At 66.7% G+C, this 14,122-nt stretch carries 13 protein-coding genes; 8 read left to right on the forward strand and 5 right to left on the reverse strand.

Annotated elements, in window-relative coordinates; all coding sequences use genetic code 11:
- The first annotated feature begins 992 nt into the window (after nt 1-992).
- Entirely contained in the window at nt 993-2,837 is a 1,845-nt protein-coding gene (asnB, locus tag ABZ827_RS07355) for an asparagine synthase (glutamine-hydrolyzing) (protein WP_357233746.1), read from the forward strand.
- Here the strand turns inward: asnB and ABZ827_RS07360 are convergent.
- Nucleotides 2,810-3,409 carry a TetR/AcrR family transcriptional regulator gene (locus ABZ827_RS07360; protein ID WP_357233748.1) on the reverse strand — a complete coding sequence of 200 codons (600 nt, stop codon included), beginning with the start codon at nt 3,407-3,409 and terminating at the stop codon, nt 2,810-2,812. The genes asnB and ABZ827_RS07360 overlap by 28 nt on opposite strands.
- A gap of 63 nt (nt 3,410-3,472) precedes the next feature.
- On the opposite strand from ABZ827_RS07360, the gene ABZ827_RS07365 reads away from it, so the two are divergent.
- Nucleotides 3,473-3,871, forward strand: a complete 399-nt coding sequence (locus ABZ827_RS07365; protein ID WP_357233750.1) for a nuclear transport factor 2 family protein — start codon at nt 3,473-3,475, stop codon at nt 3,869-3,871.
- A gap of 53 nt (nt 3,872-3,924) precedes the next feature.
- Here the strand turns inward: ABZ827_RS07365 and ABZ827_RS07370 are convergent, their stop codons facing one another.
- Nucleotides 3,925-4,104, reverse strand: coding sequence for a hypothetical protein (locus tag ABZ827_RS07370; RefSeq protein ID WP_357233752.1), 180 nt, complete (start codon nt 4,102-4,104; stop codon nt 3,925-3,927).
- Nucleotides 4,105-5,148 carry a phosphotransferase family protein gene (locus ABZ827_RS07375; RefSeq protein WP_357233754.1) on the reverse strand — a complete coding sequence of 348 codons (1,044 nt, stop codon included), beginning with the start codon at nt 5,146-5,148 and terminating at the stop codon, nt 4,105-4,107.
- A 177-nt stretch (nt 5,149-5,325) separates the two neighbouring features.
- On the opposite strand from ABZ827_RS07375, the gene ABZ827_RS07380 reads away from it, so the two are divergent.
- From ABZ827_RS07380 to ABZ827_RS07400, 5 genes are all read left to right on the forward strand, one after another.
- Complete coding sequence (locus ABZ827_RS07380) at nt 5,326-6,861, forward strand: ATP-dependent DNA ligase (RefSeq protein ID WP_357233756.1); 1,536 nt, start codon at nt 5,326-5,328, stop codon at nt 6,859-6,861.
- A 49-nt stretch (nt 6,862-6,910) separates the two neighbouring features.
- On the forward strand, nt 6,911-7,726 hold the full coding sequence (locus ABZ827_RS07385) for a class I SAM-dependent methyltransferase (RefSeq protein ID WP_357233758.1): 816 nt from the start codon (nt 6,911-6,913) through the stop codon (nt 7,724-7,726).
- Nucleotides 7,727-7,862: 136 nt separating this feature from the next.
- Entirely contained in the window at nt 7,863-8,240 is a 378-nt protein-coding gene (locus tag ABZ827_RS07390; protein ID WP_357233760.1) for a carboxymuconolactone decarboxylase family protein, read from the forward strand.
- A gap of 5 nt (nt 8,241-8,245) precedes the next feature.
- Nucleotides 8,246-9,142: an NAD(P)-dependent oxidoreductase gene (locus ABZ827_RS07395; RefSeq protein WP_357234585.1), complete on the forward strand. Its 897-nt coding sequence runs from the start codon at nt 8,246-8,248 to the stop codon at nt 9,140-9,142.
- 74 nt (nt 9,143-9,216) lie between these two features.
- On the forward strand, nt 9,217-9,843 hold the full coding sequence (locus ABZ827_RS07400) for a TetR/AcrR family transcriptional regulator (RefSeq protein WP_357233762.1): 627 nt from the start codon (nt 9,217-9,219) through the stop codon (nt 9,841-9,843).
- A gap of 117 nt (nt 9,844-9,960) precedes the next feature.
- Here the strand turns inward: ABZ827_RS07400 and ABZ827_RS07405 are convergent, their stop codons facing one another.
- Together ABZ827_RS07405 and ABZ827_RS07410 are read right to left on the reverse strand one after the other, a co-directional pair.
- Nucleotides 9,961-10,821: an LLM class F420-dependent oxidoreductase gene (locus tag ABZ827_RS07405; RefSeq protein ID WP_357233764.1), complete on the reverse strand. Its 861-nt coding sequence runs from the start codon at nt 10,819-10,821 to the stop codon at nt 9,961-9,963.
- A 214-nt stretch (nt 10,822-11,035) separates the two neighbouring features.
- Nucleotides 11,036-11,644 (reverse strand): TetR/AcrR family transcriptional regulator, encoded by a 609-nt coding sequence (locus ABZ827_RS07410; RefSeq protein WP_357233766.1) that lies wholly within the window; start codon nt 11,642-11,644, stop codon nt 11,036-11,038.
- A 187-nt stretch (nt 11,645-11,831) separates the two neighbouring features.
- On the opposite strand from ABZ827_RS07410, the gene ABZ827_RS07415 reads away from it, so the two are divergent.
- Nucleotides 11,832-14,087: an MMPL family transporter gene (locus ABZ827_RS07415; protein ID WP_357233768.1), complete on the forward strand. Its 2,256-nt coding sequence runs from the start codon at nt 11,832-11,834 to the stop codon at nt 14,085-14,087.
- The last annotated feature ends 35 nt before the right edge of the window (nt 14,088-14,122 follow it).

Consider the following 14,122-nt stretch of genomic DNA (forward strand, 5'->3'; position numbering starts at 1 on the left):
TCGTCAATGCACACACACAATCGCGCTACGCATCCGCACCTGAATGGAGAAATACGTACGCAAGTCGAGAAGCCCCGCTCTATTACCCCGGACGACCGGTCGCGAAACTCTCCATTTATCGGAATTGCCGGGTATGTCGGATATGCCGGATACCCTGGCGGCGACCGCACATACTCGATTCGGCGCTGCCGCCGCGACACGGGGACAGAGAGCCGGTTGCCTGCCGCCGCTGACCCGAGGAGATGTCGCCGCTCAGACCAGGACCGGAAGACACACCATCGAACTCAGCAGAGCGATAGGTCTGCGAACCACTGGCGGCCGGGGCGCTACAAGACATGTAGCGAGATCAAGGCGCGCGCAGGAGTGTGTGATACCCGAACGTGAGACGCACATATCATCTACGCCACTGTGACATGAGATGACATAATCACTTTCAGTTTTTCGCATGACAGAACAGAACCATAGTGCTCGGAGCCTATGCGGCCGACCTCAGACCTGTCAACGGTGGGAAGCCGCGACGACCCGGCCGCGAGTTCTGCGGAGTCAGCACAACTCGTGCCGAATCGGGAAATCCCTTTCGATCGACTCCGGCGACTCGTAGGCGACCTTGCACGCACCGATATCCTCAGGCGCGTACCGATATTCATCGACGACAATACGGGCTTCGAACCGGTCACCGCCGCGACGAGCCACCGTGCCCAACTCACCCTGATCCGGAACCCGAGACCAGCAGCCACCACCGGTGATCGCCGCCGCCGCAGCGCCGCTGACCGCACCACCGCTTTCCGACCGTCCGTCACGCCTCCCCCCTGCTGCTACCCGCGGGCCGGCACCCCGATGCGGAGGGTGTCACGCGCTGGTTCGACGACGCCCGATGGACCGGCTTCCGAGAACCGCCCGAGCAGTATCACCCCTTCGACAAGCACGCCGCCATGTGTTACACCGGAGTTACGCTTAGTTCGCATTGCTAACTATCTACGGGAGGCGGCACAATGTGCGGTATCGCCGGTTGGGTATCCTTCGATTCCGATCTGACGCAACATCATTCGACTCTCGACGCGATGACCCAGACGATGGCCTGTCGCGGACCCGACGGGTCGGGCACATTCATCCGCACCCATGCGGGCCTCGGTCACCGGCGTCTGGCGATCATCGACCTTCCGGGCGGCACCCAGCCGATGAGTATCGGAACCCCGAACGGCGATATCGCCATCGTCTACAGCGGTGAGGCATACAACTTCACCGAACTGCGCACCCGGTTGATCGAGCTGGGCCACCGATTCCGCACGGACAGCGATACCGAGGTCGTCCTGCGCGGTTACCTGCAGTGGGGTGACGCGGTGGTCGATCACCTCAACGGTATGTACGCCTTCGCGATCTGGGATCAGCGCGAGGAGAAACTCGTGATGATCCGCGACCGGATGGGAATCAAACCCTTCTACTACTACCCGACCCGCGACGGTGTGCTGTTCGGCTCCGAACCGAAAGCGATCCTGGCCAATCCGCTGGCCCGCAAGATCGTCGACACCGACGGTATCCGCGAGCTGTTCGCGATGACGAAATCGCCGGGATGGTCGCTGTGGAAGGATATGCACGAGGTGCTTCCCGGTACGATCGTCACAGTCGACCGCGGCGGGCTGCGCTCGCGCACCTATTGGAAGCTGAACCCGATGGCGCACAACGACAGTCGTGACGATACCGTGGCCCGCGTACGCGATCTCATGACCGATATCGTGGAGCGTCAGCTGATCTCCGATGTGCCCCGGTGTGTTCTGCTGTCCGGCGGCCTCGATTCGAGTGCCATCACCGGTCTCGCCGCCGCCCGGCTGGCGCGCGACGGCGAGCGGTTGCGGACCTTCTCGGTCGACTTCCTGCATCAGGAACAGAGCTTCCGACCCGACGAGATGCGGGATACCCCGGATTCGCCGTTCGTGCGCGAGGTCGCCGAACTGGTGCGTTCCGCGCACCACGACGTGGTCCTCGATCCCGAGGATCTCACCGACCCCGAGGTGCGGCGCGCGATGATCACCGCCCGGGATATCCCCGCCGGACTCGGCGATATGGATGCCTCGCTCTACTTGCTGTTCAAAGCGATCCGGGCCCAGTCGACGGTCGCGCTGTCGGGGGAATCGGCCGACGAGGTATTCGGCGGCTACCGCTGGTTCCACGATGATGCGGCGGTTCGGTCGAATACCTTTCCGTGGCTGGCCTTCAACAGTTCGGTGGCGGGCCCCGACCGGTTCGACCTGTTCATCCGGGACCTGTTGCGGCGCTTGTCGATCGACGACTATATCGGCGATCAGTACGCGACAGCGGTCGCCGAGGTCGAACACCTCGACGGGGAATCGGAAACCGATCGCCGGATGCGCACGATCTGCCATCTGCACCTGACCCGGTTCGTCCGCATGCTCCTCGATCGCAAGGATCGCGCCTCGATGGCCGTCGGGCTCGAGGTTCGCGTCCCGTTCTGCGATCACCGGCTCGTCGAGTACGTCTACAACACCCCGTGGTCGTTGAAGACGTTCGACGGCAGGGAGAAGAGCCTCCTGCGGCATGCCACCGAACATGTTCTGCCACAGTCGGTCGCCCAACGCGTGAAGAGCCCGTATCCCTCGACCCAGGACCCCGGCTATGCCGCGGGACTGGCCCAGCAGGTCAAGGAGATCGTGGCCGCGCCCGACAGCCCGGTTTTCGCACTGGTGGACCGCACCTGGGTGCAGAACGCGGTGGAGCACGATCTGTCCCGGATGACCGCGGAGGTCCGCGCCGGCCTCGACCGAGTTCTGGACCTGCACCACTGGCTCGACCTCTACTCCCCGGAACTCCAGCTCGACTGATCCACGCCGGCAGATCCGGATACCAAGCCCGTGCGCAGCAATCCGACCAGGCGGTGCGCGTGCTCACCGTCGGCGTCGGCGGCCAGGGCGACGCCGGTGGCCAGTGCCAGCACGTCAGTTGTGGTGATATCCGGTCGCAAGGCCGGCCGGGCACGTTCCACCAAGACGTCGGCGGCGGCAGTGATCGAGGTGTGCCATTCCTCGAACAGCGGCGTCCGCCGGTCGCTGGGCCCCTCGGTCGCGGCCAATGCGAGTGGACGCTTCGTCGCCACGTGGACGACGAACTTGCCGAGCCAGGTGAAGAGCGCATCCAGCGGTGGTCCCGAATCGGCCGGTTCCGTACCACTACGACACAGTTCGGCGATCTCATCGCCGTATACGGCAACAAGGAGGTCGGCGCGCGTCGGAAAGTGGCGGTACAGGGTGGCGTTCCCGACACCCGCGCGCCGCGCGATCTCGTCGAGCGCGACTTCCGGGCCCGATTCGGCTATGAGCTCCCGAGCAGCGCTGAGCAGGCGCGCCATACTGCGGGTTGCGTCGGACCTGGGGCTGCGCTTGCTATTCGGGGACATCCCCGTTTACGGTACCGGCACATAACCGGGGATGTCCCCGCTTCAAGGCTGGAGGGCTGGACCATGTTGACCGCTGACGACCGGTTCGCCATCACGGAACTTATCAACTCGCACGGGCATCTGACCGACTCCGGCGACCTCGAAGGGCTGCTGGCGCTTTTCACCGAGGACGTCGTTTACGATGTGAGCGCCCTGGGTGGTGGCGTTCTGGTGGGGCCGGAGTCGATCCGCGAGGCCACCTTGTCGTTGGGCGACGCGAACCCCGTAGCCCATCACGTCACGAACATCGTGTTCACCGAAGCTCACGACAGCAGAGCTCACACGATGTCCAAGGGGCTCGGCATCATGACGGACGGGACCCTCGGCAGTGTCACCTACGAAGACACCTTCGAACGGACCACAGCGGGCTGGCGACTCACCCACCGGATCATTCGACCGCGCCGTGTGCCGCTACGGCCGTGATCGCCGCAGTACGCGCTCGGGCTGCGTCGCGACCGCCGGACTCCGATCCGGCCTCAGAGCTCCCAGGGCGTGCCGTACTTCTCGGTGAGTTCGGTGATCTGATCCGCGTCGAGGAGTACCGGCGTCCGGTCCCGTAGCAGCAACTGCAGTTTGGCGACTTCCTCCAGTTCGATCGCCGCCGCCACTGCCGCGGTGGATCTCAGGCCGGCCGCCCGCGTGACCTGACAGTCCACCTACCGCCCGATGAGTACCGTGCGCGCGGATTCGGCGAGCCGGGCGGGCCGCTGCGACAGTTCGGTCACGTCGATATCCTGTTCGCCCATCACTCCGGCGCGGAAGCGAGCCGCCACTCCCTCGGCGATGGCTGCCAGCCGCCACAGTGCGAACGCCTGGTAGTAGGGCAGGTCGTCGAGGGCCCGGCCGGTGGCGTCGGCGTAGCGGGAAAGCACTGTGTCGAGATCGAGGTAGCCCTCGGCGGGATCGGGAGCCCAGCCGAACGGTTCGGCCGATGTCCAGGCGGCGGCGAGCCAGCCGATATCGGCCATGACATCGCCGACGGTCCACAGCTCCCAGTCCAGAACTGCCCGAACGGTTCCGTCGGGGCCGATCAGCAGATTGCCCGGACGGAAATCGCCGTGCGCGATCCCGGTCCAGCGCTCGCCCGGCATCCGCCGGGTGAGCAGGTCGTGGACCTCCCAGAGGGGTCCGGGTCCGACACCGCCCGCGGTGAGCTGGCGGTGCCAGCGGCGCAGCTGGCGTTCCAGATAGCTGCCGGGTCTGCGCATTTCGGCCAGCGGCCCGGTGGTGGTGTCGACAGCGTGGACGGCCGCGAGCGTATCGACGATATCGCGCGAGGCCGCGGCGCGGCTCTCCCGGGGAATCGCGGCAGCGGTCGCGGTGTCGGCGGCGACGATACCGTCCACGTAGTCCATGACGTAGAAATCGGCGCCGGTCACGGCGTGATCGGCGCAGCAGCCCAGGACCGGAGGAACGGGAACCGGGGTGCCGGCGAGTAGGTCGAGGATGCGGAACTCGCGGACGACATCGTGCGCGGAAGCGAGGACGTGGCCGGTGGGCGGCCGGCGCAGTACCCAGCAGGCACCGGAACGGTCGTGCACACGGTAGGTGAGGTTTGACCGGCCGCCGGTGATCAGATCGAACCTCAGAGGTGGCGCGGCCACGGGAATATGTTCGGCGAACCAGGCGGTGACCCGGCCTGTATCGATACCGGCGACGATACTCGGGTCCGCCGGTAGGTCACTGTCGTCGTGGGTCATCGATCCGCCATCTCCTCGGGTTCCGCCACCGGCGCCGTACGACAGACGTCCTGTGTCCGCCCAGTCTGCTCCATATGAGACGTTTACCGCTAGTGCCCCATATTGCACGGCCGATCGACGTCGACAGCAGGCGATCCGCTGATTGCCGGAGGCCGTTGGGCATGCCAGGCTGTGCATGTGCTGTTCGCCGAGGTAGCCGCCGCGTCCGCGGATATCGCGACAGCGTCGGCGCGGCTGGACAAGACCGGCCGTCTCGCCACGCTGCTGCGCCACGTAGCCGCACACGGCGACCCGCGACTGGTCGCGGTAACCGCCTCCTGGCTTTCCGGTGATCTACCACAACGCCAGATCGGCGTGGGCTGGGCAGCACTGCGGTCGCTGCCGCCGCCCGCCGCGGCACCGACGCTCACGGTCGCCGATGTCGACGCGCGGTTCACCCGGATCCGCGAGGTCGCCGGGAAGGGATCCCGGGCCTTACGCGCCGAACTGGTACTCGACCTGTTCAGCAGCGCATCCGATAGCGAGCAGATATTTCTGCGCCGGTTGCTCAGCGGTGAGTTACGGCAGGGAGCACTGGCGGGAGTGATGTCCGACGCGGTCGCGGAGGCTGCCGGTATCCCCGCCGCCGAGGTGCGGCGCGCGGCGATGCTGGCCGGCGACCTCCCCGGCGTCGCGGCCGCGGCACTGACCGAGGGCCGGGCGGCACTGGCGGAGTTCCGGTTACGCGCGGGACGGCCGGTCGGGCCGATGCTCGCACAAACCGCGACCGGGGTCGACGATGCGCTCCGGCGACTCGGCGGCACAGCCGTTTTCGAAGCCAAGTTGGACGGCGCGCGGGTGCAGATCCATCGCGCCGGATCCGCGGTCTCGATCTATACCCGCAGTCTCGACGAGGTCACCGGCCGGCTCCCCGAGGTCGTCGCGGCCACTCTCGCCCTTCCGGCCACCGATCTGATCGCTGATGCCGAGGCCATCGCATTGCGCCCCGATGGGCGGCCACAACGCTTCCAGGTCACCGCTGCCCGGTTCGGCCGCAAAAATCCGGGCGATCTCGAACCGCTGTCGGTCTTCTTCTTCGACCTGCTACATCTCGACGGCCGGGATCTCCTCGATCTGCCCACCCGGGACCGGTTCGCCGCACTCGACGCGCTCGTACCCGGCGATCAGCGTGTCGACCGCCTGGTCACCGCGGACGCCGCGGCGGCACAACAGTTCCTGGACCGCACGCTGGCCGCCGGGCACGAGGGCGTCATGGCGAAGTCACCGTCGGCACCGTACGAGGCCGGCCGCCGCGGCGCCGGATGGCTCAAGGTCAAACCCGTGCACACCCTGGACCTGGTCGTACTCGCCGTCGAATGGGGTTCCGGCCGGCGCACCGGGACCCTGTCCAATATCCACCTGGGCGCACGTGATCCGGCCACCGGAGAGTTCGTGATGCTGGGTAAGACGTTCAAGGGGATGACCGACGCCATGTTGAAATGGCAGACCGAGCGCTTCACCGGCCTCGCCGACGGCCCGGCCGATGGCTACGTGGTGAAACTCCGGCCCGAACAGGTCGTCGAGATCGCTTTCGACGGGGTGCAGAGTTCGACCCGCTATCCCGGCGGAATGGCACTGCGGTTCGCCCGCGTGGTGCGCTACCGCGACGATAAACGCCCAGCCGAGGCCGATACGGTCGATACCGTTCGCGCGCTGTACGAACGGGGCGGTTGAGGCGCCCGCGGCCGTGGGAGGGCTCTCCCACGCAGAAGAGGAGCAACAGATGACGGACAAGGTCGACTTCACCGGCGTGAAATGGGGGTCGACGGAGTGGACGATGCTGGGCACGCTGTACCTGCGGGCGTGTGAAAGCCGCCTGGAGCACCCCGTTCTCGGTGACCGCGCCGCCGCCGAGGCGGTCGATCGCATCGACTACGACTTCGACCGGATGGGCAGATGGACCAACTCGTGGAGCAACCAGTTCCTCGTGGCGTTACGCGCGAAGCAGCTCGACGACTGGGCCGGTGACTTTCTCGAGCGCCATCCCGACGCGGTAGTTCTGCACCTGGGTTGCGGCCTGGACAGCCGGGCGTTCCGGCTCGATCTGCCCAGCGGTGTCGACTGGTTCGATGTGGACGTTCCGGAGGTGATCGAACTACGCCGCGAAATCTTTTCCGAGCGTGAGCACTACCGGATGATCGGGTCGTCGGTGACGGAGCCGGGCTGGCTGGACGATATCCCTTCGGACCGTCCGGCACTGGTTATCGCCGAGGGACTGTTTATGTATCTCACCGAATCCGATGTGCGGCAGCTGCTCCAGCGGCTGACGGACCGGTTCGGCAGCGGTGAACTGTTGTTCGACGCACTGCCTCGCTGGACCTCCACGATCAGCGGGTTGGTCCGGTGGGGCACTCGTAATGCCTGGGGCACGCGTGACGCTCGCGAGCTGGAGCGGTGGAACCCGCGCCTGAAGTACGTATCGACCGGAGTCATGGACGTCGACGCGATTCCACTGAAGCCGCAGCGCCTGTTGTTCCAGTTGGTGTACCGGATCCCCGCCGCCAGAAACTACGACACCCTCTATCGGTTCCGATTCTGAACACGGTCGCCGCCGGCCACCGTTCGCCGTGATTGCGGAGGATCAGCAACCGTGAGCATCGACCATTGACAAAGTATACGGCCATGGGTACTTATGGGGAGGCGGTGTATATCGCGCGGTTGCGAGAGAGGGTTTCATGGACCAGGAGACCTACGAGAAGGGTCGGCGGATCCGCACTCAGGTACTCGGTGAGGCCTACGTCCGGTATACCGCCGAAGACGACTTCACCGGCCCGCTGCAGGACCTCGTCACCGAGTACTGCTGGGGCGCGGTGTGGGGTCGCGACGGCTTATCACTGAAGACCCGATCCATGCTGAACCTGGCGATGATCGCACTGCTCAACCGGCCGAACGAGCTACGTACGCATATCAGAGGAGCGCTCAACAACGGGGTGAGCCGCGACGAGATCCGGGAAGTATTCCTGCAGGTCGCGATCTACGCGGGGGTACCGGCGGCGGTGGACGGTTTCCGAGTGGCTCGCGAAGCTTTGGCCGAGCTCGACGAGAACAGGTGAACACCGTGCGTATCGGGTTCATCGGCCTCGGCAATATGGGTTTTCCGATGGCCACGCGACTGCTGCGGGCAGGTCACCAGGTGGTGGTGTTCGACGTCAGCGCCGACGCGACCCGACGCGCGGTCGCGCTCGGCGCCGAAGCCGCCCTCTCTCCCCGAGGTGTCGCCGACCGCACCGAGACGGTCATAGCCAGCCTTCCTTCACAACAGGCAGCATTGGACGTCGCCGCTGGGGAGAACGGAGTCATCGACGGCAAGCGGGTGCGGCGCTTCGTCGATATGTCCACCATCGGCGCCGATACGGCGCAGCAGATTTCGGCGCTGTTGGCAGAGCGTGGCATCGCGGCGCTGGACTGCCCGGTCAGCGGCGGTGTCGCCGGAGCCCGGGCAGGCTCACTGGCGATCATGGCGTCCGGGCCCGCTGACGAATTCGCCGCCGCCGAAACGCTTCTCGGGATCCTGGGCCGGACGATCTTCATCGGAACCCGGCCGGGCGCCGCGCAGACGATGAAGCTGGTGAACAACCTGATGGCTGCCGCCACGCTGGCGGCGACAGCGGAAGTGATGGTTACGGGCGTCAAGGCCGGACTGGATCCCGCGGTGATGATCGAGGTACTGAACGCCGGATCCGGCGCGACCCACGCCAGCCGTGACAAGTTTCCCCGTTCGGTACTACCCCGCACCTTCGATTTCGGGTTCGCGACGGGTTTGATGGTCAAGGACGTGCGGCTCTACCTCGAAGAGACCCGGGCGCTGGGAACTCCCGCCGAGTTGGCCGACGCCGTCGCCCGGATGTGGGAGAGGACACTGAACGAACAAGGCGCGGAGTCCGATTTCACCACGATCGTGAAAACGATCGAAGCGTCCACCGACGTGATCGTCGACGGACGCGCGGACCGGTAGACCGAGAGCCGTGCCGCCCCAGCCGCAGCCTCGGGCGCGGCGGCGATAAATATACTCGGTGGCATACTTACCGGATGTCGACGACCAGACGGGGGCGGCCCACTCACGCTGAGGCGAAGAAGCTCGACCGGGCGGTCAGAGAGGCCGCCGTCGCGATATTTCTCGAGTTCGGCTATGCCGGGGCGACGATGGAATCGATCGCCAAGGCCGCGGGTATCACCAAGCGCTCGTTGTACGCACGCTACCCGGACAAGCGCGCGGTCTTCGCGGAGGTGATCCCCTGGGCCCTGTCACGTTACGAGGCCTCGGACAGTGAAGCCGTAGCCGACGACGAAGATACCGAGACCGCACTGCTCCGGATCGGCCACGTAGCGTTGAAGCGCGCGACAGATCCCGGGAACGTACGCCTGACCCGCATCGCGATGAGCGAATCCGCGCGGTTTCCCGAATTCGCCGTCACCGCGGACTCCATGATGTGGTCCGGCCGGCAGCGCGCCGTGGTGGAGGTGCTGCGTCGCGGCACGGCGGCGGGCGAAATCGACGTCGACGATATCGAATTGGCGGCCGAGCACTTCCTGGCAATGGTGGAACTGGTTCCCGGCAGATTGGCGGATTTCGGATTCCACCGGTCCGAGCAGCAGGAAGACCGGCACCTCGAACACGCCGTGCGCCTCTTCCTACGAGGCGCACGGCCCCGCTAGCCGATCCGCGCACCTGCCCTCGGAAAGCCCGGCGCACAGCCGAAGCGCTCCCGATGCCGGCGGTCCGGCACGATCTCCGGCGGAGCTGTACGGTTCGCGGCGGAAGCGGGTGCTCGCTCAGGCCGATGCCGCTGCGATGCGGCGCCACTGCTCCCGGGGAAAGGCCTGCGGATCGGTATCCAGTACCTGGATGCACACATGGTCCGCGCCCGCCACGCGGTGTTCGGAGACCCGCCGCAGGATCGCGGCTTCGTCGCCCCAGGCGATGATCGCGTCGAAGAGCCGGTCGCTGACGGAATCCACGTCCTCCTGAGTGAAACCCGACCGCAGCAGGTTGTTCGCGTAGTTCGGCAACTGGAGATAACTGCGCAGCCACTCGGTGCCGATGGCCCGCGCCTCCGCGGCGTCCGTGGTCAGGATGACCGTCTGCTCGGGCAGCAACAGCGGCCCGTCGCCGAGTGCGGCGCGAGCGGAGGCGGTGTGCTGGGGTGTGACCAGATACGGATGCGCGCCGCCGGCCCGGGTCGCCGACAACCGCAACATCTTCGGTCCCAACGCGGCCAGTACTCGCGCGCCGGCGGGGACCGGCGGATCGACCGAGTCCAAGGCGTCGAGGTAGGACGCGGTGGCCGCCAGCGGTTTCCGGTAACGCCCCGGATCGCCGGCATCGATCAGCGGGGCGTGACTCACGCCGATCCCCATCAGGAACCGTTCGCCGTGGGCGCGGGTCAACGATGCGTACGAGGCGGCGACTTCCGCCGGTTCGTGCATCCACAGGTTCAGGATCCCGGTCGCGACAACGATTCGCTCGGTCGCCCGCAACAGGTTGTCCACGGCGTCGAACACCGGCCCGCCGACATCGGGAACCCATACCGCGGTGTAGCCCAGCTCTTCGAGTTCGGCCGCCGCGTCCGCCGCTTCGGCCGGGTCACCGTAGCGCAGTTGCGAACTCCACACGCCCACACCCGAAAGCTGCACAACGCCCTCCTATGACTTCGGTACGCGCGCCGGTACCGACGCCGCGCGAAGCATGCTACGGCACGGCCCTGTCTCATCGGCCGCACCGAACGCGGTCGGCAGCGTTATTCGGGACAGCCGCTCGAAAAGCCAGGAGCCGGCCGGTGTGAACGGCGAGACGCTCCGTTCGGCCGGTATCGGGGTAGCCGCCCCCGCGACAACACCGGGTCGACTGTCAGTGGGCGTCCCGGGCCGGTTCGGCGCGTATTGCGGCCAGGGCGAGTCGTGCATAGCGGCGCCAGATATCGGGGTCCCGGATATCGAGGTCGATCAGCGCGCGCGCCACGCCTGAGACCAGCACCTGGATATCCATTCCGGTGGCGTCCGCGCGCAGGCTTCCCTGTGCTCGTCCCAGAGCCAGAATCTGCTCCAGCTGCCGTTCGAGGCGCACATCCCCGAGCCCTTCGACGCCGCTGAGCACTTCGATCATCAGCCTGTCCTGGGCCAGCCGGGCGGTGATTCGCTCCAGCAGGGATTCGAGTGCCCGGTAGGCATCGCTGTGCGCCGCGTCGACCGCGGCGGTGGTGAGTTCGTGGAACCATTCGATATGCGTGCGCGCCAGCTCCTGCACCAGGTCGGCCTTGGTCGGGTAGCTGCGATAGACGGTTGCCTTGCCGACGCCGGCGCGTGCGGCGACCTGTGGGATCGTGGCACCGATACCGTGCTCGGTGAACACTTCGATCGCGGCTGCCAGTACCCGCTCATGGTTCTGCCGGGCATCCGCCCGGCGGCCCGCCCAGCTCTGGGCATCGGTGGGCCCCGCGTCCGACTTCGATGTCGCCATGCCGGTCATGGTGCCGCTTCCTCGGGATCTACGCAGGTCAAATCCCATTGAGACCCACGTCTCATGATGGGGTCCAGGTGAGTTGCTCCACATCCACCTCCCTGAAGTGGACCCTTGAGTCCGCTTGCTTCTACCCTCGAAGCATATCCGGACCGCGGGGTCCACATAGTCGCTTGGAGGACAGCGCATGGCGTGGCAGTTGTTCCGGCTCGGCCGGTGGTCGTTCGTCCACCGCAAAGCGGTGGCGGCATTCTGGGTGGTGTTACTGGCCGTCCTCGCGGTCGGAGCGGCGACACTGTCCGGGAAGACGAGCGATAAATTCGAGTTGCCCGGTATCGAATCCACGCACGCGTTCGAGCTGATCGAGGAGCGCAGTCCGCAGGCCTCCCCCGACGGCGCGACAGCGCGAGTGGTGTTCGAGGCCCCCGAAGGACAGTCGCTGACCGATCCCGCCTACAACTCGTCCGTCGCCGCGGCCTTGCGCGGACTGAAGACCGAGAATGTGCAGTCGGTAACGGATCCGTTCACCGGGGGCACGCTCTCCGAGGACGGCCGGGTCGGCTACGCCTCGGTCAGCTACAACAAGACCTCGACCGAACTCGCCGACACCGATCGGGCCGCGCTCGAGGACGCGGCGCACGCCGCGGAGGATGCGGGACTGAAAGTCGCCATCGGTGGTGACGCGCTGAGCGAGGTCGAGATGCCACTCGCCGAGGTGATCGGTGTCGCGGTCGCGCTGGTGGTCCTCGCGATCACCTTCGGTTCGCTGGTCGCGGCGGGTATGCCGCTGCTGACCGCACTCGCCGGTGTCGGCATCGGGATGCTCGGCATCACCACCCTCACCGGGTTCGTCGAACTCAGCTCGGTGACCCCGGCGCTGGGCACCATGCTCGGCCTGGCCGTCGGAATCGACTACGCGCTGTTCATCATGTCGCGCTACCAGAGCGAGGTCCGCGCGGGCCGCTCGCTGGAGGAAGCGGCCGGTCGCGCGGTCGGCACCGCGGGTTCCGCGGTGATCTTCGCCGGCCTGACCGTCATCATCGCCCTGGTCGGCCTGGCCGTCTGCAATATCGGATTCCTGACCCAGATGGGTCTCGGTGGCGCGTTCACCGTCGGGATCGCCGTGCTCATCTCGCTCACCCTGCTCCCCGCCATCCTCGGCTTCGCCGGTGCGAAGGTGATGAAGGGGAAGCCGCGCTATATGTCGGCGCAGACCGGCGGCGCGGAGTTCCGCACGCACGGCCGCCGCTGGGTGGAAGGAATCTCCCGGCGTAAATGGCCCGCCCTCGTCGGCGGTATCGCCATCGCCGCCATCGCCGCCATCCCGATGACCTCCATGCAGCTCGCGCTGCCCGACGACTCCAGCAAGCCGGTCGGCAGCGACGCCCGCACCGCCTACGACCTCATCACCGACAATTTCGGCGCCGGCGCCAACGGGCCGCTCGTCGTGGTCGTCGATACGGCGAACGCCCCCGACCCCGCCGCGGCCGTACAGACCGTCACCGACGACCTCCAGGCGATGGCCGGCCGGGCCGGCTCGGACGTCGCCACCGTTGTTCCCGCGGTCACCGGCAACACACCGCAGGCCCAGCAGGCCTTCCAGCAGCAGCTCGCGGCCGTCCGGTTCGCCACGGTCACCGTGATCCCCGGCTCCGGACCATCGGACCAGGCCACCAAGGATCTCGTGGCCGAGATCCGCACCACCGTCGCCGATCTGCCCGCGAAAACCGGAGCCCGCGCCCTGGTCACCGGTCAGACCGCTGTCGGTGTCGATATCGCCGGCAAACTGTCCGAGGTGTTCCCGATCTACCTCGCGGTGGTGGTGGGTCTGGCGATCTTCCTGCTGATCGCGGTGTTCCGCTCGATCTGGGTGCCGATCAAGGCCGCATTGGGCTTCCTGCTCTCGGTCGGCGTCTCCCTCGGCGCCACGGTCGCGGTCTTCCAGTGGGGCTGGCTGAACCAGCTCATCGGCGTGGACAGCACCAGCCCGGTGCTGTTCATCCTGCCGATCCTGCTGACCGGCATCCTGTTCGGTCTCGCCATGGACTACGAGGTCTTCCTCGTCAGCCGGATGCGTGAGGCGTACACGCACGGAACCCCCGCCCGCCGGGCCGTGATCGACGGGTTCGCCCACAGCGCCCGGGTCGTGGTGGCCGCCGCGATCATCATGGTCGGCGTTTTCGCCGGGTTCGCCCTCACCGACGACGTCATCCTGAAAACCATCGGGTTCGCTCTCGCGGTCGGTGTTCTGGCCGATGCGTTCCTGGTTCGCATGCTCATCGTCCCCGCGTTCATGCTGATCGTCGGCGAGCGGATCTGGTGGATGCCGAAGTGGCTGTCTCCCCTGGTACCCGCCTTCGATATCGAAGGCGAGGGACTCACCAAGCGGCTCGATACCGTCAGCGGCGAGACCGCGGAGGAGCCGGTCCTGGCCGGACACTGACCGGTCCTGCGACGGCCGGCTCCCCCACAAGACCT

Source organism: Nocardia sp. NPDC019395, from assembly GCF_040632335.1.
Classification (GTDB): Bacteria; Actinomycetota; Actinomycetes; order Mycobacteriales; family Mycobacteriaceae; genus Nocardia.

What these genes read in the sequence shown, in the direction of transcription:
- asnB (WP_357233746.1), top strand. Translation starts at nt 993, where the DNA reads ATGTGCGGTATCGCCGGTTGGGTATCCTTCGATTCCGATCTGACGCAA.
- ABZ827_RS07360 (WP_357233748.1), bottom strand. Translation starts at nt 3,409, where the DNA reads ATGTCCCCGAATAGCAAGCGCAGCCCCAGGTCCGACGCAACCCGCAGT.
- ABZ827_RS07365 (WP_357233750.1), top strand. Translation starts at nt 3,473, where the DNA reads ATGTTGACCGCTGACGACCGGTTCGCCATCACGGAACTTATCAACTCG.
- ABZ827_RS07375 (WP_357233754.1), bottom strand. Translation starts at nt 5,148, where the DNA reads ATGACCCACGACGACAGTGACCTACCGGCGGACCCGAGTATCGTCGCC.
- ABZ827_RS07385 (WP_357233758.1), top strand. Translation starts at nt 6,911, where the DNA reads ATGACGGACAAGGTCGACTTCACCGGCGTGAAATGGGGGTCGACGGAG.
- ABZ827_RS07390 (WP_357233760.1), top strand. Translation starts at nt 7,863, where the DNA reads ATGGACCAGGAGACCTACGAGAAGGGTCGGCGGATCCGCACTCAGGTA.
- ABZ827_RS07400 (WP_357233762.1), top strand. Translation starts at nt 9,217, where the DNA reads ATGTCGACGACCAGACGGGGGCGGCCCACTCACGCTGAGGCGAAGAAG.
- ABZ827_RS07410 (WP_357233766.1), bottom strand. Translation starts at nt 11,644, where the DNA reads ATGGCGACATCGAAGTCGGACGCGGGGCCCACCGATGCCCAGAGCTGG.
- ABZ827_RS07415 (WP_357233768.1), top strand. Translation starts at nt 11,832, where the DNA reads ATGGCGTGGCAGTTGTTCCGGCTCGGCCGGTGGTCGTTCGTCCACCGC.